The 22,445-nt window shown below is 70.7% G+C and carries 17 protein-coding genes; 6 read left to right on the top strand and 11 right to left on the bottom strand.

Annotation, left to right across the window (positions count from 1 at the left end):
* The first annotated feature begins 200 nt into the window (after window positions 1-200).
* A complete protein-coding gene (locus tag ACQB60_RS12830) occupies window positions 201-1,883 on the top strand; it encodes a sodium:solute symporter family protein (RefSeq protein ID WP_384850842.1) in 1,683 nt (560 codons plus the stop codon).
* Between the two features lie 18 nt (window positions 1,884-1,901).
* Window positions 1,902-2,195, top strand: coding sequence for a hypothetical protein (locus ACQB60_RS12825; RefSeq protein ID WP_496926041.1), 294 nt, complete (start codon window positions 1,902-1,904; stop codon window positions 2,193-2,195).
* A 61-nt stretch (window positions 2,196-2,256) separates the two neighbouring features.
* Here the strand turns inward: ACQB60_RS12825 and ACQB60_RS12820 are convergent, their stop codons facing one another.
* The 4 genes from ACQB60_RS12820 to ACQB60_RS12805 form a co-directional block, all read right to left on the bottom strand.
* Window positions 2,257-3,027 carry a helix-turn-helix transcriptional regulator gene (locus ACQB60_RS12820; protein WP_496926040.1) on the bottom strand — a complete coding sequence of 257 codons (771 nt, stop codon included), beginning with the start codon at window positions 3,025-3,027 and terminating at the stop codon, window positions 2,257-2,259.
* Window positions 3,028-3,303: 276 nt separating this feature from the next.
* The gene (locus ACQB60_RS12815) at window positions 3,304-5,205 is read right to left on the bottom strand and encodes an outer membrane protein assembly factor BamB family protein (protein WP_496926039.1); all 1,902 of its coding nucleotides are present in this window, start codon (window positions 5,203-5,205) and stop codon (window positions 3,304-3,306) included.
* A gap of 58 nt (window positions 5,206-5,263) precedes the next feature.
* Window positions 5,264-7,129, bottom strand: a complete 1,866-nt coding sequence (locus ACQB60_RS12810; RefSeq protein WP_496926038.1) for an outer membrane protein assembly factor BamB family protein — start codon at window positions 7,127-7,129, stop codon at window positions 5,264-5,266.
* A 145-nt stretch (window positions 7,130-7,274) separates the two neighbouring features.
* Entirely contained in the window at window positions 7,275-9,110 is a 1,836-nt protein-coding gene (locus ACQB60_RS12805) for an ABC-F family ATP-binding cassette domain-containing protein (RefSeq protein WP_496926037.1), read from the bottom strand.
* 145 nt (window positions 9,111-9,255) lie between these two features.
* Here ACQB60_RS12805 and ACQB60_RS12800 point away from each other — a divergent pair, with 145 nt between their 5' ends.
* Window positions 9,256-9,825, top strand: a complete 570-nt coding sequence (locus ACQB60_RS12800) for a Uma2 family endonuclease (protein WP_496926036.1) — start codon at window positions 9,256-9,258, stop codon at window positions 9,823-9,825.
* Here ACQB60_RS12800 and ACQB60_RS12795 read toward each other — a convergent pair.
* From ACQB60_RS12795 to rsmI, 7 genes are all read right to left on the bottom strand, one after another.
* Window positions 9,803-11,161, bottom strand: coding sequence for an acyltransferase family protein (locus ACQB60_RS12795; protein WP_496926035.1), 1,359 nt, complete (start codon window positions 11,159-11,161; stop codon window positions 9,803-9,805). The two genes, ACQB60_RS12800 and ACQB60_RS12795, sit on opposite strands and share 23 nt — an antisense overlap.
* A 70-nt stretch (window positions 11,162-11,231) precedes the next feature.
* Window positions 11,232-12,140, bottom strand: coding sequence for a 4-(cytidine 5'-diphospho)-2-C-methyl-D-erythritol kinase (locus tag ACQB60_RS12790; RefSeq protein ID WP_496926034.1), 909 nt, complete (start codon window positions 12,138-12,140; stop codon window positions 11,232-11,234).
* Window positions 12,137-13,006 (bottom strand): 16S rRNA (adenine(1518)-N(6)/adenine(1519)-N(6))-dimethyltransferase RsmA, encoded by an 870-nt coding sequence (gene rsmA, locus ACQB60_RS12785; protein ID WP_496926033.1) that lies wholly within the window; start codon window positions 13,004-13,006, stop codon window positions 12,137-12,139. Before rsmA ends, ACQB60_RS12790 begins: the two co-directional genes overlap by 4 nt.
* Window positions 13,007-13,055: 49 nt before the next feature.
* Window positions 13,056-14,483 (bottom strand): resuscitation-promoting factor, encoded by a 1,428-nt coding sequence (locus ACQB60_RS12780; protein ID WP_496926032.1) that lies wholly within the window; start codon window positions 14,481-14,483, stop codon window positions 13,056-13,058.
* A 131-nt stretch (window positions 14,484-14,614) separates the two neighbouring features.
* A complete protein-coding gene (locus ACQB60_RS12775; protein WP_496926031.1) occupies window positions 14,615-15,493 on the bottom strand; it encodes a TatD family hydrolase in 879 nt (292 codons plus the stop codon).
* A 22-nt stretch (window positions 15,494-15,515) separates the two neighbouring features.
* On the bottom strand, window positions 15,516-15,938 hold the full coding sequence (locus ACQB60_RS12770) for a hypothetical protein (RefSeq protein ID WP_496926030.1): 423 nt from the start codon (window positions 15,936-15,938) through the stop codon (window positions 15,516-15,518).
* Window positions 15,939-16,133: 195 nt separating this feature from the next.
* Entirely contained in the window at window positions 16,134-17,039 is a 906-nt protein-coding gene (gene rsmI / locus ACQB60_RS12765) for a 16S rRNA (cytidine(1402)-2'-O)-methyltransferase (RefSeq protein ID WP_496926029.1), read from the bottom strand.
* Window positions 17,040-17,101: 62 nt separating this feature from the next.
* Between rsmI and ACQB60_RS12760 the strand changes: the two genes are divergently transcribed.
* From ACQB60_RS12760 to ACQB60_RS12750, 3 genes are all read left to right on the top strand, one after another.
* Complete coding sequence (locus ACQB60_RS12760) at window positions 17,102-18,853, top strand: dolichyl-phosphate-mannose--protein mannosyltransferase (protein ID WP_496926028.1); 1,752 nt, start codon at window positions 17,102-17,104, stop codon at window positions 18,851-18,853.
* A gap of 72 nt (window positions 18,854-18,925) precedes the next feature.
* A complete protein-coding gene (locus tag ACQB60_RS12755; RefSeq protein WP_496926027.1) occupies window positions 18,926-20,578 on the top strand; it encodes a penicillin-binding transpeptidase domain-containing protein in 1,653 nt (550 codons plus the stop codon).
* A gap of 58 nt (window positions 20,579-20,636) precedes the next feature.
* On the top strand, window positions 20,637-22,373 hold the full coding sequence (locus ACQB60_RS12750) for a penicillin-binding transpeptidase domain-containing protein (RefSeq protein WP_496926026.1): 1,737 nt from the start codon (window positions 20,637-20,639) through the stop codon (window positions 22,371-22,373).
* Window positions 22,374-22,445: the final 72 nt, after the last annotated feature.

The following is a 22,445-nucleotide window of genomic DNA, read 5'->3' as shown; positions in this document are numbered from 1 at the left end:
ACCCACTACCCACTAAACAGAACCGCACATAACAAACCACGACCCACCAGGTCAGTCAAGAGACTGTGCGCTCACTGTGGGCGACTGCGACGAGGTTCCGGTCACAATCAAACAAAGAACATCACGCGAACTGTTCACTTATTGAAAAGTGCGGCGTAGGTTCCCGACTGATCAGTTCGCGCAACGAAGCGAGTTCACGCATGCAGTCCCCCACTCAAACCCTGGCCGAGGGGCTCCGGCTGCCCACCAACGGCCTCGACTACGCGATCCTCGCGATCTACTTCGTGGTCGTCCTCGGCATCGGCTTCGCCGCCAGGCGCTCCGTGAAGACGAGCCTCGACTTCTTCCTCTCGGGCCGCTCCCTGCCCGCCTGGGTCACCGGCCTCGCCTTCGTCGCCGCCAACCTCGGCGCCACGGAGATCCTGGGCATGGCGGCCACCGGCGCCCAGTACGGCGTCGCGGTCGTCCACTGGTACTGGATCGGCGCCATCCCTGCGATGGTCTTCCTGGGCCTCGTGATGATGCCCTTCTACTACCGCAGCAAGGTCCGCTCGGTCCCCGAGTTCCTGCTCCAGCGGTTCGACAAGTCCGCGCACCTGCTGAGCTCCGCACTCTTCGCCTTCGCGGCCGTGCTCATCGCGGGCGTGAACCTCTACGCCCTGGCCATCGTCGTCGAGGCGCTGCTCGGCTGGCCGCAGTGGGTGGCGATCGTCGTCGCCGGTCTCTTCGTGCTCGCGTACATCACCATCGGTGGTCTGTCGTCCGCGATCTACAACGAGGTCCTGCAGTTCTTCGTGATCCTCGCCGCGCTCATCCCGATCTGCGTCATCGGCATGAAGAAGGTCGGCGGCTGGGACGGCCTCACCGGCTCCCTGGAGAAGCAGCACGGCGACAACTTCCTCACCGCATGGGGCGGTACGGGCATCGGGGACGGCAACCCGCTCGGCGCGAACTGGCTCACGATCATCCTCGGCCTGGGCTTCGTGCTCTCCTTCGGCTACTGGACGACCAACTTCGCCGAGGTGCAGCGGGCCCTGTCCGCGAAGAACCTGAGCGCCGCCCAGCGCACGCCGCTGATCGCCGCCTTCCCGAAGATCTTCATCGTCTTCCTGGTGATGATCCCCGGCCTGGTCGCCGCCGTCCTCGTCCCGAAGATCGGCACGGCGGGCTCGGGGCTCACCTACAACGACGCGATTCCTTATCTGATGCAGGAGTTGCTGCCGAACGGTGTGCTCGGCATCGCGGTCACCGGTCTGCTCGCCGCCTTCATGGCGGGCATGGCGGCCAACGTGTCGTCCTTCAACACCGTGTTCACGTACGACATCTGGGCCAAGTACGTGAAGACCGACAAGCCCGACGGCTACTACCTGAAGTTCGGCCGCCTCATCACCGCGATCGGCGTCCTTGCCTCGATCGGCACGGCGTTCATCGCCTCGTCGTTCTCGAACATCATGGGCTACCTGCAGACCCTGTTCTCCTTCTTCAACGTCCCGATGTTCGTGGTCTTCATCATCGGCATGTTCTGGAAGCGGGCCTCCATGAAGTCCGGCGTCTGGGGCCTGCTCGCGGGCACCACGGCCGCGATGGTCAACTACTTCTGGATCTACAAGCAGGGCGTCATCGACATCCCCACCGACCAGGGCGCCAACTTCGTCTCCGCGATCGTCGGCTTCGTCGCCGGTGCGGTCGTGATGGTCGCCGTCACGCTCTTCACGGCACCCAAGCCGGAGGCGGAGCTGGCCGGTCTGGTCTACGGGACGGCCTCGCCGGGCATGGAGGAGCCGCCCGCCGAGGGCGACAACGCCTGGTACCGCAGGCCCGCGCTGCTCGGCTGGGGCGCGATCGTGCTCGCCGCCGCCTGCTACGTCCCCTACTCCTTCTGATCGGAGGCGAGAGTCCCCATGTCTGATCTGCAGCAAGAAGTCTCCGAGCTGGAGGCCAAGTCCGCGACCGCGGCCCGGCTCTTCGACATCCGGCGCATCATCGGCGGCCTGTTCGTGGTCTACGGCGTGATCGTGACCATCGCCGGGATCACCGCGTCCGACGCCGACCTGAAGAAGGCCGAGGACATCAACATCAACCTGTGGACGGGCCTGGCCATGCTGGCCCTCGGCCTCTTCTTCCTGGTCTGGCTGAAGCTGCGCCCGATCGCGCCGCCCGCGCCGCCCGCGCCGCAGGACGAGACGTCCGAGTAAGCAGTAGGCGGGCGAGCGTCACGACAGGTACACAGGTAACCGCACGGCCCGGGGCCGGAGTTCACCGCTGAGGTGGCTCCGGCCCCGTCGGCGTACCGCCGCCGTTGTCGGTGTTGTTCACGTGGTTGCCGTTCTGCGTGCCGTCCGTGAACCGGCCGGGCGCCGGGGGGCGTTCGGCGCGGTCGAGGAGGCCGGTGCGGGCGGCGAGCGCGGCCGCTTCGAGGCGGGAGCCGACGCCGAGCTTCATCAGCACCCGCTGCACATGCGTGCGCGCCGTGCTCGGGGCGATGCCCATGCCGGCCGCGATCAGCCGGGTGTCCTCCCCGTCCGCGACCCGTACGAGCACCTCCACCTCCCTCGGCGTGAGCATCTGGAGCAGCCGCTGGCCCTCGTCGTCGGGCTGCACCGCCGGGTTGAGGAGCTCGCTGAACGCCCCCTGGAGCAACTGGGGCGCCACCGCGGCCTCACCGGCTCTCGCCTTCATGATGGCCCGCTCCACGCCTTCGATGCGCTCGTCATGACGTACGTAACCGGAGGCCCCGGCGGCGAACGCGGCGGCTATCCCGCGCGGGCTCGGCACCGGGCCGAGCACCACCACGGCGACCTGCGGCCGCTCCCTCTTGATCCGCACGACCGGGTCGAACATGCCGGGCTCGGCGGGGGTCGCCGTGCCGAGCAGGCAGACCTCGGGGGCCCTGCTGATGACCAGGTCGGCCGCGCCGGCCGCGGGCGCGGCCGCGGCGAGCACGCGGTGGCCGCGCAGTTTCAGCGCCGAGGCGAGTGCCTCGGCGAGCAGTCGGTGGTCGTCGACCACCATGAGCCGCACACCCATAGAGCAACCCCCCACTTTCCCCCACTGATCCCCCACGGATCGGGAGCCCCCCGGCCCTCCATCCCCCGGAAGCTACACGCTTGTTCGACGTTGCGCGCCCCCTACCGCCCAGATGCGGCCCGGAATGCCGAAATCCCGGCCATTGGGGGGTGATGCGAGGTACGGGAGGGCAGGGCTGTACGGAAGCGGCCCCGCTCCGGTGAGGAGCGGGGCCGCAGTGACCGCGAGTTGCCCGATGGGACAGGCCAACTGGCCTTCCGTACAGGCCGGTTGGTGCTACTGAGCCCGGAAGCCCAGCGCCACGTACTCCTTCTCGTCCTTCGAGTACGGCTTGCTGATGAGCTCCTTGCCCAGGTACAGGTGGCCGTTGGTGTACAGCAGCTCGCCCTGGGTCGGGGTCATGCCGCTGATCGTGTCCACGACCTGCTCGCTCGACGGGGTCTCCAGGAGCTTGGTCTCCTTCAGGGACTTGCCGTCGATCGAGGTGACCTGGGCGCCCTGCTGGTAGCCGGAGTCCTTGTACACGAGGAGGTTGGGGCCGTCCATGCGGATCGGGCGGATCTCGCCGTCCTTGCCCGCGTCGATGCGGTCACCCGTCGACTTTCCGGTGGCCAGCGAGAAGGACACGATCTCGTTGGTCATGCCGTACGAGTCGCCGCCGCTCTCGTGCTGGCGGGTCGGGACGTACAGCTTGTCGTTGCCGACGGCGATGCCCTTGCAGGAGTACACCCGCGTGATCTCGCAGTCGTGGTCGTACTTCTTCTCGTCCAGCGTGACCTTGCCGCGCATCGCGCCCTTGTTGTCCAGGGCGAAGATGTCGGTGGCGTCCGTCGCGTCCTCACCCGTCGCCTGTCCGAAGACGACCGGGTTGGTCGAGATGATGCTGGCCCACTTGATGCCGCGGGTCAGCGGGTAGCTCCACTTGGCCTTGCCCGTCTTCGGGTCGAGCAGCTCGACCTTCAGCTGCTCGTCGCCGTAGGTCCCGCACTTGCGCAGCGCCACCAGCTGGTCGCCGCCCGCGTAGCCCTTGTCCTCGCATTTGCCGACGGAGGGGCCCCACAGCTCCTTGCCCGCGGTGTTCCAGGCGGCGCCGCCCTGGAGCCCGCCGACCGCGACCGTGGTGCCGGAGATCGTGACCTCCTGGAAGGTCGACGCGCGGCCGCTGGTCTCGGCGCTCTTGGTCCAGAGCTTCTGGCCGGTGTTCACGTTGAACAGCGTGACCTTGGTGCAGGGCTGGTAGTCGCCGTCCTTCTTCCGCTTGGCCTCCTCGTGGACCACGGCGGCGAGCCCGTCCTTGGTGACCTCACGGGAGCCCGCGCAGGTCTGGCCGGTCAGCGGCAGGGTCCACTTCTCCTTGCCGTCGTCCGCGGTGTAGCCGATGATCTCGTTGACGCCCGACTTGGCGTACATGTCGTCGGTCAGCCAGGAGCCCTTGGTGCTCCACGTCGCCTTGTCCGGCACCGTCGGCTGGGGCAGCTGCAGGGAGACCTGGGCCGCCGGGTTCGACGGGGCCTTCTCCTTGGCGGGGCCCTGGGCGGGCGGGGCGTCGTCGCCCCCGCCGCCGTCCTTGCCGTCCTTGCCGCCGCTCTTGCTCTCCTCGCCCTGAGCGGTGTCCTTCTTGGAGTCGCCGTCCTTCGTGGACGCGTAGAAGACGCCGCCGCCGACGATCAGCGCGATGGCCACGACCGCCGCGATGATGATCGCCATCTGGGAGTTGACCTTCTTGCCACCCGTGGCCGGGGCCGTGGCCTGCGGCGTCATCGGCATGGTCGCCTGGCCGTGCTGCCCCGGCTGCGGGTACCCGCCGTACTGCGCGGGCTGCCCGGGCTGGCCCGGGTAGGGACCCGGCTGACCCGGGTACGGGCCCGGCTGGCCGGGGGCCGTCTGCGGGTAGCCGTAGCCCGGGGGCTGGCCGGGAGCGGTCTGCGGGTAGCCGTAGCCGGGCTGGGCGTCCTGCGGGGCCGGAGGCGGCGTCGCGGGCTGGCCCGGCGGCGGGGGCGGCGGGGTCTGCGGAGCCTGGGGCGCCTGCGGGGGCGGGCCCGCCGGAGGCGTGGGGGGCTGCGCGGGCGGCGGGGTCTGGGGCGCCTGCGGCGCGCCGAAACCACCGGGGGGAGGGTTCTGCGGAGCGCCGAACCCTCCCTGCTGGGGCTCGTTGGGCGGCTGGGGCGGCTGCGTCATGACGTCTTTCCCTTGGGGACCTTGGGGACGGAAGGGGTGCGGGTGGAGGGGGCGGAGGCTACTTGCCGCTGCCGTAGGCGATCATCAGCTTCTCCTTGCCCTCCTTCACGGAGGAGCCCCCGATCCGGGTGCTGGAGATGTAGAAGCGGCCGTCCGCGTAGTCGATCGCCTTCGAGTAGAAGCTGCTCTCGATCTCCGCCGTCCCCTGCGGGTTCTTCAGGAGGGTCTTCGTGGCGTGCGAGCCGGACGTGGAGATCGAGACGACCTGGCCGCCCTCGCCGTACTTCGCGGCGACGTACGCGACCACGGCGCCGTCCTCCACCTTCAGCGGCAGCATCGAGACGTCCGAGGGCGACTTCTTGCGCCACTTCTCCTTGCCGTTGGCGAGGCCGATCGCGACGATCTCGTTGGCGCCGCTCTTCGCCTCGGTGGGCAGGTAGAGGGTGTCGTCGGCGACCACTGCGCCGGTGCAGCCCTGCAGATCACGGTCGAACACGGCCCAGCCGCACTCGGGCGCGAAGGTCTCGTTGACCTTCACCTGCGAGCGGACCTTGCCCTTGTCGGTCAGGGTGCTGATGTTCCACTGCTTCTTCTTCTCGTTCTCCATGTAGAGAACGACCGGGCTGGTGGAGTAGACCCGCTTGACCTTCCAGCCCTTGTTGACCGGCAGCGTCCACTTCGCCTTGCCCTTGGCCGGGTCGATCTCCTGGACCTGCTCCTTCTCCAGGTCGGAGCCGCAGGTCTCGACCGCGATGAGCTTGGCGCCGCCCGCGTACGCGTCGGGCTGGCAGGAGCCGTCCAGCTTCGCAAAAAGCTTCTTGCCGTCGGTGAGGCTGAAGGCGCTGGATGTGCCCATGCGCGTCGCGGTGACGGTGTTGCCGCTGATCGACAGGTTCAGCTGCGTCATGATGTCGAACAGGCCCTCTTTGGGAACCGGCTTCGTCCAGTCCGAGTTGCCGGTCGCGAGGTCGATCACCTTGATGGTGTTGCACTTGGCCTTGTCGCTGGTGCCGCTCATGTACGCGACCACGATCTTGCCGTCGCTGCTGGGCTGCCGGGAGGCGCCGCAGATCTTGTAGGGCAGGTCGACGGTCTTGCCCCACTTGTCCTTGCCCGTCTCCGGGTCGTACGAGAAGAGCTGCTTGTAGGCGGCCTTGACGACGACGCCGTCCTGGACCCACATGCCGGGGGCGTCGGCTCCGTTGGTGGGCGCCTTGGGCGCCTCCTTGTACCAGAGCACCTTCGACTCGCCCGCCTGGCGGCCCGCGTTGAGGTCTTCCTGCTCCTCGCCGCCGTCGCCGCTGCCGTCGCCCGGGTTGACCGAGGCGGAGGCGGTGGGCTTGGGGTCCTTCTTCTTCGCGGCGGGCTTGTCGTCGTCATCGCCGCCGCTGGTGACCGCCCAGACGGTGCCGCCGATGACGACGACCGCGGCGAGGGCCGCCGCGATGATCATGGCCGGTTTGCCCTTGAAGAAGTTCCGGCCACCGCCGCCACCGGGAGGCGGGGTGCCGGGGACACCCGGGCCGCCGGGGACGGTCGGCTGCTGATAGCCGTACTGGGGCTGGGTGTTGTACGGGCCCTGCTGCGCTCCGTACGGGCCGGGCTGGCCCGGCTGGGTGGGCGGCGGTGTGCCGTACGGGCCCGCCTGGCCGGGCTGGGTCGGCGGCGGTGTGCCGTACGGGCCCGCCTGGCCGGGCTGGGTCGGCGGCGGTGTGCCGTAGGGACCCGGCTGACCAGGGGCGTTCTGCGGGTAGCCGTACCCGGGCTGCGGGGCGGGCGGAGTCTGCGGGTAGCCGTAGCCGGGCTGGCCCGCCGGCGGCGGCGGGGTCTGCGGCGGCTGGCCCGGCGCCCCGTCCTGCGGCTGCTGTGGATCCTGCGGAGCTCCGAAACCGCCCTGCGGCGGCTGGTTGGGCGGCTGAGTCATCAGCGCTTCCCCCTTCACTGATTTTCGGCACGCCAAGTGGTGCTCAGGTCGCCCTTTCTATCACCCTGAACCCTTGCCACAACTGGCCGGTCCTCGCCTTGTACCCAAGGGAGGACCGGCCCGTGACGCGTCTGTTATTGGAGCTTTACGCGTCCTCCGCAAGCTCCAGCCAGCGCATTTCCAACTCCTCGCGCTCCCCCACCAGTTCACGCAACTCGGCGTCCAATTTGGCCACCTTTTCGAAGTCTGTTGCGTTATCAGCGATTTGGGTGTGGAGCTTGGATTCCTTCTCCGAAATCTTGTCGAGCTGCCGCTCGATCTTCTGGAGCTCCTTCTTCGCGGCGCGGGCGTCGGCGGCGGAGACGGTCCTGGCGGCGTCGGCCGCAGGGGACTGCGCTGCGGCCGGGCTCTGCCCCTGGCCCTGCGCCTTCGGAACGGCTGCCTCCGCCATCCGCTGGCGCCGCTCCAGGTACTCGTCGATGCCGCGCGGCAGCATCCGCATCGTGGCGTCCCCGAGCAGCGCGAAGACGCGGTCGGTGGTGCGCTCGACGAAGAACCGGTCGTGGGAGATCACGATCATCGAGCCCGGCCAGCCGTCGAGCAGGTCCTCCAGCTGGGTCAGGGTCTCGATGTCCAGGTCGTTGGTCGGCTCGTCGAGGAAGAGGACGTTGGGCTCGTCCATGAGCAGGCGCAGCAGCTGCAGACGGCGCCGCTCACCACCCGACAGGTCCCCCACCGGCGTCCACTGCTTCTCCTTGTTGAAGCCGAACGTCTCGCAGAGCTGGCCCGCGGTCATCTCCCGGCCCTTGCCGAGGTCGACCCGCTCGCGGACCTGCTGCACGGCCTCCAGCACCCGGAGCGTCGGGGCGAGTTCGGCGACCTCCTGGGAGAGGTAGGCGAGCTTCACGGTCTTGCCGACCGCGACCTTGCCGGCGGCGGGCTGGACGTCGCCCTCGGAGCGCGCCGCCTCGGCCATGGCCCGCAGGAGCGAGGTCTTGCCCGCTCCGTTCACCCCGACGAGGCCGATGCGGTCGCCGGGCCCGAGCTGCCACGTCAGGTGCTTGAGCAGCAGCTTCGGACCCGCCTGTACGGTCACGTCCTCCAGGTCGAAGACGGTCTTGCCGAGCCGCGTCGTCGCGAACTTCATCAGCTCGCTGGTGTCGCGGGGCGGCGGCACGTCCTTGATCAGCTCGTTGGCGGCCTCGACGCGGAAGCGCGGCTTGGACGTACGGGCGGGGGCGCCGCGCCGCAGCCAGGCCAGCTCCTTGCGGACCAGGTTCTGCCGCTTGACCTCCTCGGTCGCGGCGATGCGCTCCCGCTCGGCCCGCGCGAAGACGTAGTCGGAGTACCCGCCCTCGTACTCGTAGACGGCCCCCTTCTGCACGTCCCACATGCGCGTGCAGACCTGGTCGAGGAACCACCGGTCGTGGGTGACGCAGACGAGCGCGGAGCGCCGGGCCCGCAGATGCCCGGCCAGCCACGAAATGCCTTCCACGTCAAGGTGGTTGGTGGGCTCGTCCAGGACGATCAGGTCCGGGTCGGCGATGAGCAGCTTGGCGAGCGCGATGCGGCGGCGCTCACCGCCGGAGAGCGGGCCGATGACAGTGTCGAGCCCCTGCGGGAAGCCCGGCATGTCGAGGCCGCCGAACAGCCCTGTGAGCACGTCGCGGATCCGGGCGCTGCCCGCCCACTCGTGGTCGGCGAGGTCGCCGATGACCTCGTGCCGGACGGTGGCGGCCGGGTCGAGCGAGTCGTGCTGGGTGAGCACGCCGAGCCGCAGGCCGCCGCTGTGCGTGACGCGGCCGGTGTCGGCCTCCTCCAGCTTGGCGAGCATGCGGATGAGCGTCGTCTTCCCGTCGCCGTTGCGCCCGACGACGCCGATCCGGTCCCCCTCGGAGACGCCGAGAGAGACGCCGTCGAGCAGGGCACGGGTGCCGTACACCTTGCTGACGTTCTCGACATTGACCAGGTTGACGGCCATTTCACTCCTGTACGAAGGGATGGATCAGCCTTCAAGAGTAGGCGGTGCGGGGTGGGGGGCGGTGCGCTTGGGGTTGGTCACTCTTTGTAGTGACGTGATCGGGAACAGACGATCACGGATACGGGTGGGCAGCAGGGTGCTGCCCATGGGACACGACGCACCGGGTCCGCCGATGGGGCGGTACACCGTAGACGACCTGCTGACGCTGCCCGAGCTTTCGTGCCATGTCGACCTGCTCGACGGGCACCTGTTCTTTGCGAGCCCACAGACCGACTTCCACTCCGTGGCAGTAGACCTGTTGCGGAGCGGTCTGCATGCCACCGTGCCCCGGCACCTGAAGGTCACCCGGCAGATGACCGTGATCCTTGACCGTCGCAACGCCCCTGAGCCGGACGTCTCCGTCATCAGGGCGAGCGCCCTCACGAGCCTGGACCAGCTGGCCTTCATCGGCGAGGACGTCCTCTTGGCCGTAGAGGTCACCGGGCCGGAATCCGCGTCGCGTGACCGGCACACCAAGCCACCCAAATACGCCGCTGCGGGCATCCCGCACTTCTGGCTCGTCGAGCACGATGGGCAGTGGCGGCCAGTCGTCCACGTCCACGAGCTCGACCCGGCCACCAACACCTACGTCCACGTGGGCACGCACCGCGACCAGATCAAGGTCAACGTCCCCTACCCCATCAACATCGACCTCACCGCCATCGACGCCCTGTAACCCCCGCCCCCTCCACCAGCCCCCACCCCACCACAGCCATCCCCACCGCCACCGGTGCCGTCACATGCACGGCGACCAGCAAGGCCGTGCGCCCCTCCAGCAGCCCGCCGAAGCCGACCATCGACAGGCCGAGGATCCCGAAGAGGCAGAGGGTGACGCCGAGCGCGGCCGCCGGGCCGGACATACGAGCGCCCACCGCGGCCAACTCCCGCACCGCTCCCGGCCGTTCGAAGCGACGGAACACCGCCACCAGCCCCGCCGTCAGCGCACCCGCCGCCACGAACCGCAGCGGCACCTGCCCCCACCACGCCCCGCTCGCGGGCTCCGGCAGCGGTACGTCGAGGGCGAGCAGCACCCCGTACACCCCGAGCATCGCCGTGAGGTGCCACAGGAACGCCGTCATGGAGACGCCGTTCGCCGCCACCACACCCCGCCACACCCGGGGGCGCGCCAGCCACCGCGACACCGGCCCGCGTGCCAACTGCACCGCGCCGACCAGCCACAGGCCGTGGCAGAGCAGGGCGAAGGTGGGCGGGGCCATGTTGGAGACCTTCTCGCCGGGCATGCCGACCATGGAGAGGGGATACGGGCCGAAGGCCACCAGCGCCGCCGCACCCGCGAGCCCCGCCCCCGCCAGCGCCCACGGAACCCACCGCACCCCCGACTTGCCGTCCGCGCCCAGGAATCCGAGCTGGTGCACCGCCAGCCACACGAAGGCGAAGTTGAGGAACTCCACGAACGGGACGCCGAACGCGAAGCGCGCCACGTCCACCGCGCCCGCCGCCGCGACGAGTCCGGCGAACGCGCCCCAGCCGTACCGCTCGTGCAGCCTCAGCAGCGGCGGTGTGAACGCCACCATCGCCAGGTAGATGCCGATGAACCAGAGCGGCTGGGCGACCAGACGCAGCGAGACGTCCAGCAACGCCCCGTGCCCGCCGAGGAGTTGAAGCCCGAGAGCGGCCGCGCCCCACACCCCGATGAACACCATCGTGGGGCGCAGCAGCCGTTGGAGGCGGGCGCGCAGGAACGCCGAGTAGACAGAGCCGGACCCGCCCTCCGACTTCCTCTCCAGCGAGCGGTACGAGAGCGCGTGCGCGAAGCCGCCGACGAAGAAGAACACCGGCATGATCTGCAGGGCCCAGGTGAGGAGTTGGAGCGCCGGGACGACGGCCAGGAGGTTGCCGACCGCCGCCTTCCCGTCGTCACCCACGGTCACCGCCGCCATCAGCCAGTGCCCGGCGACGACCGTGCCGAGCGAGGCGACCCGCAGGAAGTCGATGTACCGGTCCCGGCCGGTGGGTGTCCTGTCGGCCAGTTCACGAACGCTTGCACTCATGCCCGTACGGTCGCGCGCGGACCGTACGGGGTGTCAGCGCGCGCGTACTCAGATCCGCGTCTGAGTACCTCTACAGCACGGTCGCGCCCGGCGCCGGTGCCGTCGCCACCCGCGCCGTCCGGCACGTGCCCGAGCGCAGGAGCGCGTCCGCGATCCGGCGCGCCGACGCCGCGTCCTGCGCGAGGAACGCCGTCGTCGGGCCGGAGCCGGAGACGAGCGCGGCCAGGGCGCCCGCGTCCGTCCCGGCGGCGAGCGTCTCGGTGAGGGACGGGAAGAGGGAGAGCGCGGCGGGCTGCAGGTCGTTGGTCATCGTGTCCGCGAGGGCCTTCGCGTCGCCCGTACGCAGGGCGTCCAGGAGCGCGGGGGACGCCTCGGGGGCGGGCGCGTCGGGGGTGAGCCGGTCGAACTCGCGGTAGACCGCGGGCGTGGAGAGCCCGCCGTCGGCCGGGGCGAAGACCCAGTGGAAGTCGCCGCCCACCGCCAGCTCGCGCAGCTTCTCGCCGCGACCGGTGCCGAGGGCGGCGCCGCCGACCAGGCTGAACGGCACGTCGCTGCCCAGCTCGGCGCAGATGTCGAGGAGTTCGGCGCGCGAGGCACCCGTACCCCAGAGGGCGTCGCAGGCCAGGAGCGCGCCCGCGCCGTCCGCGCTGCCGCCCGCCATGCCGCCCGCGACGGGGATGTCCTTGGCGATGTGGAGGTGGACGTTCGCCTCGCGGCCGTGGCGGGCGGCGAGCAGCTCGGCCGCGCGGGCGGCCAAGTTGGTGCGGTCCAGGGGTACGCCGGAAAGATCGCCCGCTCCCGGGCCCTCGCAGGTGACGGTGAGCTCCGCCGCCTCCGTCACCGTGACCTCGTCGTAGAGGCCGACGGCGAGGAAGACGTTGGCGAGGTCGTGGAAGCCGTCGGGGCGGGCGGGGCCCACGGCGAGCTGGACGTTGACCTTGGCCGGGACGCGTACGGTGACGCTCGCCACCTCGCTCACTCGCCCGCCTCCTTGTGCTCCGCGATGCGCGCGAACTCCTCCACCGTCAGGGCCTCCCCGCGCGCCTGCGGCGAGACGCCCGCCGCGACCAGGGCGGCCTCGGCGGCGGCCGCGCTGCCCGCCCACCCGGAGAGGGCGGCGCGCAGCGTCTTGCGGCGCTGGGCGAAGGCGGCGTCGACGACCGCGAAGACCTCGCGCTTGGAGGCCGTGGTCTTGACCGGCTCGGTGCGGCGCACGAGCGAGACGAGGCCGGAGTCGACGTTCGGCGCGGGCCAGAAGACGTTGCGCCCGATCGATCCGGCGCGCTTCACCTCCGCGTACCAGTTGGCCTTCACCGAGGGCACCCCGTACACCTTCGAGCCCGGCGCGGCCGCGAGCCGGTCGGCGACCTCCGCCTGGACCATGACGAGGGTGCGCTCGATGGTCGGGAACTGGTCGAGCATGTGCAGCAGGACCGGGACCGCGACGTTGTACGGGAGGTTCGCGACCAGGGCGGTCGGGGCGGGGCCCGGCAGCTCGCGCACCAGCATCGCGTCCGAGTGGACCAGCGCGAAGCGGTCCTTCTTGGCAGGGATGCGGGCCTCGACGGTCGCGGGCAGCGCGGCGGCGAGCACGTCGTCGATCTCCACGGCGGTGACGCGGTCCGCGGCCTCCAGGAGGGCGAGGGTCAGCGAGCCGAGGCCGGGGCCGACCTCGACGACGACGTCGTCGGGGCGGACCTGCGCGGTGCGGACGATGCGGCGGACCGTGTTGGCGTCGATGACGAAGTTCTGGCCGCGCTGCTTGGTCGGGCGAACGCCCAGGGCAGCGGCCAGTTCCCTGATGTCTGCGGGGCCCAGGAGGGGGTCGGGCTCTGTCGTGCTCACCTGGTAAGGGTACGGGGGCGCCGGTACCGCTGTGGGCAGCGGCGACCCCCTACCCGTGCAGCCGCCTCCCGCAGTGCGGCCAAGGGCTCGCCCCCCGCGACACATACAGCTTCTTCGCGCGGAAGGTCTGTTCGGACGCCGGGGCGTCCTGGGGGCGCCCCGAGCCGCCGAGGCTCTGCCAGGTGCGGGTGTCGAACTGGTAGAGCCCCCCGTACGTGCCGGAGGCGTCCGTCGCGCTCGGGCGCCCGCCCGACTCGCAGTGGGCGAGCCCGCTCCAGTTGAGCCCGTCCGCCCCCGCGACCGATGTGGGCATGGGCTTCGTGCCGATCCGTACGACCTGGGTCTGCGGCTCCCGCACCACCTCGGCCCGCATCCGCTTCGGCTTCTGCTTGACGCCGTTGACGGTGCGCAGCGCGTACGTGACCCGGCGCGTGCCCTGGTGGCCCTGGCGCTCCACCACCTGTGTGCCCGTGAACAGGGAGGCGTCGTGGGTCTTCTGCACGTCGTAGGGGATCGCCTCCTCGCGGACCTCCTTGGTGCCGGTGACGCGCATGACGGTGACCGTCTGGCCGTCGCGCGGGAAGCTGGCGGGCGCCACCGACGTGGTGTCCTGGCCGTGCAGGGTGACCCCGGACTCCTCGACGGCCTCGCGCACCGTCGCCGCGTTCGTACGGATGGTCCGCTCGCGGCCGTCCGCCATGATCGTCACGGTGCGTTCGGTGCGGACGTCGAGGTCGAGCCCCCCGCGCTCGATGCGTTTGGAGCGCGAGGCCGAGAGATACGCGCCCTCCGCGCGCACCCCGAGCTGCCGGAGCGCGCCGTCCACCGTGTGCGCCGTCGTCCACACCTTGCGCCGCTGGCCGTCCAGGGTGAGCTCGACGGGCCGCCCGTAGCGGACGGCGATCTCGTCGCCGCTGGTCAGATCGGTGGCGGCGGTGGGCGCCACGATGTCGTGCGCGCCGACGTCGACGCCCTCGTCGGCGAGAAGCTCGCCCACGTCGTCCGCGAAGGTGTGCAGGGTGCGCGGCTTGCCGTCGACGCTGAGCTGGACGGCCTTGTCGGTGGCGACGAACGCGGAGGTGCCGCCCGCGAGGAAGGCCACCACGAGGGCCTGGGGCAGCAGCCGACGCAGGGCCTCGGGCCGCTCGGGGGCCGCCTTGGCGGTCCTGGTCCTCTTGCGGCGGGCGGCCTTGCGCGCCTCGGCCCGGCCCCCTGAGGGCGGGCCGACCACGGGTGCCGGGCCCGCGACGGAACCGGGGCCCGCCACGGGATCCGGGCCCGCCGCGTGCCACGCGGCCGACGCGGCCGACTGCCGCGGGAAGTCCTGCACGTCCGAGAACTCCCGCGCCTCGTACGCGGGTTGATAGGTGTCACCGTACGGCGGCTGCTCGTACGACGCCGGAGACGCCGGAGGCACCGCAGGCGTCGGATACGCCTGATACGGCGGCTCGTACGTCTCGTACCGCGAACTGCTCACGACGACGCTCCCAGGGAATCCGCTGAAGACGGGCGGAGCGAACCTAGCGGAGCGAGCGTCACTCTCCAAAGCAGCACGACTACTCTGTGTCGCGGCGTTGCCCTGGGCTGCGTGATGTGTGGCGTTATCCGTCAGTAATCAAAGGCTCGGGCGGTATTCGCCGAAATCGCCGCGGCCATGGCGTCCTCTCCGATGCCCCGCACCGCGGCCATCGCCCGGAGCGTGACCGGAATGAGATAGGGGGCGTTAGGCCGTCCGCGGTACGGGGCGGGGGTCAGGAAGGGCGCGTCGGTCTCCACGAGGACCAGTTCGAGGGGGGCCACGGCGAGGGCGTCGCGCAGGGGCTGTGCGTTCTTGAAGGTCACGTTGCCCGCGAAGGACATGAAGTAGCCGTGTTCCGCGCAGACTTGGGCCATCGCCGCGTCGCCCGAGTAGCAGTGGAAGACGGTGCGCTCGGGGGCGCCCTCCTCCTTCAGGACCCGCAGCACATCCTCGTGCGCCTCGCGATCGTGGATGACGAGGGCCTTGCCGTGCCGCTTGGCGATCTCGATGTGGGCGCGGAAGGACCGCTCCTGGGCGGCCTTGCCCTCGGGGCCCGTACGGAAGTAGTCGAGCCCGGTCTCGCCGACGCCCCTGACCTCGGGCAGCGCGGCGAGCCGGTCGATCTCGGCGAGCGCCTCGTCCAGGCCCGCCTCGCCGAGGGGTTCCCGGGCGCCTTGCCGGGACCAGCCGTCGGGATCGCCGAGGACGATCCGCGGCGCCTCGTTGGGATGCAGGGCCACCGCCGCGTGCACGCTGTCGTGCGCGGCCGCCGTCTCGGCCGCCCAGCGCGAGCCGTTCACGTCGCAGCCGACCTGGACGACCGTGGTCACCCCGACCGCGGCCGCCTTCGCGAGCCCCTCCTCGACCGTGCCCGACTGCATGTCGAGGTGGGTGTGGGAGTCGGCCACCGCGACCCCGAGGGGTTCGGGGAGCGGTGGCGCGGCGTTCTTGTCGGGGTTCGCAGGCATGCTCCGATCTTACGGAGGGCCCTCACGCCCCCTTGCGGAACGGGTGGAGGAGGTCGGACAGATGCCAGTGGTGCTCGCTCTGCGCCGCGGACTCGCCCCCGCTCTCCGCGGCCTCCCCGGCCTCCGGGTCGGCGGGCCGCTCCTTGGCCGGCTTCGGCACGTGGTGTTTCTGCATCATCCGCAGCACCGACGACACCTGCCCCGCCCGCATGATCCGCACCACGTGGCCCCCGCAGTTCAGACAGGTGGGCCGGGTGAGAGGCGACGGCACATGTTCACCGTCGGCCTTGTACATCACGAATTCGTGGCCCTTGCCGTCGATGTGGTGCTCTATTTCGTACGACTGCTCCCAGCCGTGTCCGCAGCGCATGCAGGCGAAGGCATACGACTCATGAACAACATTGGTGGCCGTCGTGTAGTGGCCGGTGTCTGCGATCTCACTCATGCCAGCTCCTCTTGTCCGCTGGACAAGCGCTACCGGGGAGGGGTTCTTTCCCCCGGACCGGAGGCGAGGGACGGGTGCGTCCCTTCAACCAGTGGACGCTTTTCCCGGAGCGAGCGCATCAGGGCTGTCGACAGTTGGAGCCGATTTGGCCTTTCCTTAGGCAAGGCCCCTGGTGCGCAGCTCGCACTTTGCCTTTCACGATAGTCCTTTGCCCTCCGATGGGCCGCCCCGAGCCGCATTCTTTGCCGCCACGACCGCATCGAAGACCTCGCGCTTGGGTAGCCCCGCATCGGCCGCGACGGCCGCGATCGCCTCCTTGCGCCGCTCCCCCGCCTCCTCGCGCACCCGCACCCTGCGCACCAGCTCGTCCGCGTCGAGCTCCTCGGCGCCCTTCTCGGGGGCGCCCTCGACGACGACGGTGATCTCGCCGCGCACGCCGTCGGCCGCCCACTCGGCGAGTTCCTTCAGCGAACCGCGCTTGACCTCCTCGTACGTCTTGGTCAGCTCGCGGCAGACGGCGGCCCTGCGGCCCTCGCCGAACGCCTCGGCCATCGCGGCGAGGGTGTCGTCGATGCGGTGCGGGGCCTCGAAGTAGACGAGGGTGCGGCGGTCCTCGGCGACCTCGCGCAGCCGGCCGAGGCGCTCGCCCGCCTTGCGCGGCAGGAAGCCCTCGAAGCAGAAGCGGTCCACGGGAAGCCCGGAGAGCGCGAGCGCGGTGAGGACGGCCGAAGGGCCCGGCACCGCCGTGACCCTGATGTCCCGCTCCACGGCCGCGGCGACGAGCCGGTAGCCGGGGTCGGAGACCGAGGGCATCCCCGCGTCGGTGACGAGCAGCACCCGCGACCCGTCCGCGAGGGCCTCCACGAGCTCGGGCGTGCGCGCCGACTCGTTGCCCTCGAAATAGGACACGACCCGGCCGCCGACCTGCACCCCGAGCGCCTGGGTGAGGCGGCGCAGGCGCCGGGTGTCCTCGGCGGCGACGACGTCGGCGGACTCCAGTTCGGCGGCGAGGCGGGGCGGGGCGTCCGCGACGTCTCCGATGGGAGTGCCCGCCAGGACGAGGGTTCCGGGGGACTCGGGGGATGCAGCGCTTCCTGTCACAGTCACATCCTCCCAGGGGCCGGGCACGGGACTCGCACAGCGTCGTTCCCTACGATGGCGCGGTGACCAGTACCGCGCCTTCCCCGGACACCCGCCAGGGCCAGCCGCCCGAGGAGCAGCAGCCGTCGTGGCAGCGGCGGCTCCGTCGCTTCGGTTATGTGGCGGCGCCGCGCACCGGGGTCCGCGAGCGGCTCGTGCCCGCCTTCGCGGCGCCGAGCCCGCGCCTGTGGGCCGCGCTGGGGCTGCCGCGCGAGGTCGTGGCCCGGCTGACGCGGCACTCGCCGTGGCTGGCGCCGCTGCTGATCACGCTCGTCGCGGGCGCCATCCGGTTCTGGAACCTGGGCAGCCCGCACGCGGTGATATTCGACGAGACGTACTACGCGAAGGACGCGTGGGCGATCGTCCACCACGGCTACGAGGTCAACTGGACGGACAGCGCCAACAAGCTGATCCTGCGGGACGACGGGCATGTCACGATCCCGTCCGACGCCTCGTACGTCGTGCATCCGCCGGTGGGCAAGTACGTCATCGGTCTCGGTGAACTCATCTTCGGGTTCAACCCGTTCGGCTGGCGCTTCATGACGGCGGTGCTCGGCACCGCCTCGGTGTTCATGCTGTGCCGGATCGGGCGGCGGCTGTTCCGCTCGACGTTCCTGGGCTGCCTGGCGGGGCTGCTGCTCGCGGTGGACGGGCTGCACTTCGTGATGAGCCGCACCGCGCTGCTCGACCAGGTCCTGATGTTCTTCGTGCTGGCCGCGTTCGGCTGCTTCCTGGTCGACCGGGACAAGGCGCGGGCGAAGCTGGCGGCGGCGCTGCCCGTCGGCGAGGACGGGGTGACGCGCCCGGACGCGGACGTCGCGGAGAACCTGCGCCTGGGGTGGCGGCCCTGGCGCTGGGCGGCCGGACTGATGCTGGGCCTGGCCTTCGGGACCAAGTGGAACGGCCTGTACGTCATGGTCTTCTTCTGCCTGATGACGGTCCTGTGGGACGTGGGCGCCCGCCGCGTCGCGGGTGCGTACCGCCCCTACCGCGCGGTCCTCAGGCGCGACGTCCTGCCCGCGTTCGTGTCGACGGTGCCGGTCGCGGTCGCGACGTACCTCGTCTCCTGGATCGGCTGGATCCTCTCCCCGAGCGACGGCACCGGCGGCTACTACCGCAACTGGGCCGCCACCGACGGCAAGGGCGGCAGCTTCACCTGGCTGCCCGACTGGCTGCGCAGCCTCTGGCACTACGAGCACCAGGTCTACGAGTTCCACGTGGGCCTCTCGTCGCCGCACACCTACCAGTCGAACCCGTGGAGCTGGATCGTCGACGGCCGCCCGGTCTCGTACTTCTACGAGTCCCCGGCCCCGGGCACGGGCACCGGAATCGGCCACTGCCCCGCGGGCACCACCGAGAAGTGCGCCCGCGAGGTCCTCGCGCTCGGCACCCCGCTGCTGTGGTGGGCGGCGTGCTTCGCGCTCCTGTACGTGCTGTGGCGCTGGGCCTTCCGGCGGGACTGGCGGGCGGGCGCGATCGTGTGCGGGGTCGCGGCCGGGTGGCTGCCCTGGTTCATGTACCAGGAGCGGACGATCTTCTACTTCTACGCGGTCGTCTTCGTGCCGTTCCTGTGTCTCGCGGTGGCGATGATGATCGGCGCGATTCTCGGCCCGCCCGGGTCGAATGAGCGGCGACGAGTGGTGGGGGCGGCCGGTGCGGGCGTTCTCGTCCTGCTGATTCTCTGGAATTTCATTTACTTCTGGCCGATCTACACCGGGCGCGCGATTCCGGTCGATGAGTGGCGATCCCGGATGTGGCTGGACACGTGGGTATGACCTCCCCTTAAGGTTCGGACGAACCACCCTCCCGGAGGAATTCGGGAGGGCTCCTGGGGAGGGGAGCGCTTCGTGCGCACGGGAATGAAGACCGCAGTGATCGGCGGGGTGTTCGCCGTCATGGTGGGGGGCGCCGGATATGGCGCGTACAACCTCGTCAACGGCATTAACGGGGGCGGGAGTTCGTCCGGCACGGACGCCAGGCCCGCGAAGACGGGTCCGCCCGACGCCGGTGAGGTCAAGGAGACGACGGCGAAGTTCCTCGCCGCCTGGGCCGAGGGCGACGCGAACACGGCAGGCCATTACACGAACAACGCGGAGGCCGCCGTGGCCGCCCTCACCGGCTACCGCGAGGACGCCCACATCACGAAGGTGAAGCTGAGACCCGGGACGGCGGCCGGCAGCCGGGTCCCGTTCTCGGTGTCGGCCACCGTCACCTACAAGGGAAAGAGCAAGCCCTTCACGTACGACTCGGAGCTGACCGTCGTGCGCGGCATCAGCAGCGGGCGGGCCCTGGTCGACTGGCAGCCGTCCGTCGTGCACCCGGAGCTGAAGCAGAGGGGTGACACCCTGGTCACCGGCGGGGCCGAGGTCCCGCCGATCGAGGCCGTCGACCGCGCGGGCACCGTCCTGCGCAAGAAGGACTACCCCTCCCTCGGTCCGATCCTGGACAAGCTGCGGGAGAAGTACGGCGAGAAGGCGGGCGGGAAGCCCGGCGTCGAGCTGTACGTCAAGCACGAGACCGACGCGGACGGGGCCGCGGGCACGCAGACGCTGCTGACCCTCGCCAAGGGCAGGGCCGGCAAGCTCCCGACGACGCTGAGCGCCTCGGTGCAGCGGGCCGCCGAGGCGCAGGTGGCGAAGTACCCCGAGTCGTCGGTGGTCGCGGTCAAGCCGAGCACCGGTGAGGTCCTCGCCGTCGCCAACCACCGTGCGGACGGCTTCAACGCGGCGTTCTCGGGGACCATGGCGCCCGGCTCGACGATGAAGATCGTGACGGCGGCGATGCTCATCGACAAGGGCATCGTCGACGGGGCGAACAGCCCGGCGCCGTGCCGCGACAGGGAGGTCTGGCAGAGCCAGCCGTTCCACAACCTCACGGGCATGAAGCCGAACGAGAACGCCACGCTCGGCGAGAGCTTCGCCCGCTCCTGCAACACCGCCTTCGTGAAGCTCGTCGGCAAGAACGAGGCGGGGGTCACGGACAGCTCCCTGACCGAGGAGGCGCAGAACAAGTTCGGTCTGAACCAGGGCAATTGGAAGGTCGGCATCGAGTCGACCGACGGCTCCGTCCCGGCCTCGCCCGGCCCCGACCGCGCCGCCAACGCCATCGGCCAGGGACAGATCAAGTTCAACCCGCTCAACCTCGCCTCGGTCACCGCGACGGTGGTGAACGGCCGCTTCCGCCAGCCGGTACTCGTCCCGCAGAGCCTGGACGACCGCGAACTGGCCACCGCCGACGGACTGTCCGCCGCCACCGCCGCCCAGCTCCGCCAGATGATGCACCGCACGGCCGTCAGCGGAACGGGTGCCGGGGTGATGGGAAACCTCGGCAGCGACATCGGCGCGAAGACCGGTTCGGCTGAGGTCGACGGCCAGCCGAAACCCAACAGCTGGTTCACGGGTTACCGGGGTGATGTCGCGGCGGCGGCGATGGCCCAGGAGGGCGGTCACGGCGGCGACACGGCGGGCCCGATCGTGGCGGCGGTGCTGCGGGCGGGGTGACACGTCGCGTTCTACCGGCCCCTAGGGTGGGGCCCCGGCCATGACCTGCGGAGGAGCAGTGGGCAAGAGAAGACGTGCCACCACGGCACGCACCAACACGAACATCGCCGTGATCGGCGGTGTCGCGGCTGTCGTCGTGCTCGGCGCGGGCGCCGGTGCCTTCGCCCTGTTCGGCGGGGGCGAGGACGGCGGCGGTTCGGGCTCGTCCGCGTCCTCGGACGACAAGCCCCACGTCAAGACGGGGCCGCTGTCCGCCACCGAAGTCCGCACGGCCAGCCGGGAGTTCCTCACCGCGTGGGCGGCCGGGAAGATGAGCCGGGCGGCCGCGCACACGGACGACGCGAAGACGGCCGAGGCCGCCCTGACCTCCTTCCGCAAGGACGCGCACCTGGGCGCCCTGAAGGTGACCCCGGGCAAGCTCTCCGAAGGCGGCACGGGCGGGAAGAGCGCGCGCGGCAAGACCGCGAAGGCGCCCTTCACCGTCGCCACCACGGTCGCGTACAAGGGCCGGAGCAAGCCCCTCTCGTACGGCTCCGAGCTGACCGTCGTGCGCCGCGCCGAGGACGGCAAGCCGCTGGTGAAGTGGGCCTCCTCGGTCCTGCACCCGGAGCTGCGGGACGGCGACCGGCTGGTCACCGGGGCCTCCGGGACCCCGCCGATCAAGGCCGTGGACCGGGACGGCGCGGAGCTGACGGCGGCGAAGTACCCCTCGCTCGGCACGGTCCTGGACGGGCTGCGGGAGAAGTTCGGCAAGAAGGCGGGCGGCACCCCCGGCATCGAGACCCGCGTCATCCGCAAGGACAGCAAGGCCGCGAAGTCCGGCAAGGGCGACGCGAAGGCGCTGCCCGACAAGACGCTCCTCACCCTCGCCAAGGGCACCCCGGGCACGCTCCACACCACGCTCAGCGCCAAGGCCCAGTCGGCGGCCGAGCGTTCGGTGGCCAAGCGGCAGCGGGCCTCGGTCGTGGTCCTCAAGCCCAGCACGGGCGAGATCCTCGCGGCCGCCAACTCCCGCCCCGGCGGCTTCAACACGGCGTTCCAGGGCTCCATCGCCCCGGGCTCCACGATGAAGATCATCACTTCCTCTCTCCTCATCGAGAAGAAGCTGGCGGGCATCGACAAGAAGCACCCGTGCCCCAAGTACGTGACGTACGGCGGCTGGAAGTTCCAGAATGACGACAAGTTCGAGATCAAGGACGGCACGTTCCGGGCCAGCTTCGCCCGCTCCTGCAACACGGCCTTCATCAGCCAGGCCGAGAAGCTCAAGAACGACGACCTGACGCGGCAGGCCCAGGACGTCTTCGGGCTCGGCCGGGGCAACTGGTCGATCGGCGTCCCGTCCTTCGACGGCGCGGTGCCGGTCCAGTCCGACGCGCAGATGGCGGCCTCGCTGATCGGGCAGGGCGCGGTGCGGATGAACCCGCTGAACATGGCGTCGGTGGTCGCGACCGCCGAGACGGGCACCTTCCGCCAGCCGTACCTGGTCTCCCCCGACCTGGACGACCGCAAGCTGGCGACGGCCTCCCGCAAGCTCTCGCCGGCGACGGTGAAGCAGCTCCGTGACCTGCTGCACTACACGGCGGTCGCGGGCACGGCGGTCAAGCCGATGTCCGGGCTCGGCTCCGACATGGGCGCGAAGACCGGCTCCGCGGAGGTCGACGGCCAGAAGAAGCCGAACGGCTGGTTCACCGCGTGGCGCGGAGACCTCGCCTCGGCGGCCGTGGTGCAGGAGGGCGGCCACGGCGGCGACTCGGCCGGACCGATCGTGCGGGAGATGCTGCTGGCCGGCGGCTGAGCACCACACGACGCGAGGGGGCCGCGCACACCGCGGCCCCCTTCGTGTCGCCTCTCGGGCGTTCCGCCCCGA

Source organism: Streptomyces odontotermitis, assembly GCF_050510915.1.
Taxonomy (GTDB): domain Bacteria; phylum Actinomycetota; class Actinomycetes; order Streptomycetales; family Streptomycetaceae; genus Streptomyces.
This window is presented reverse-complemented; position numbering and strand designations above follow the sequence as displayed.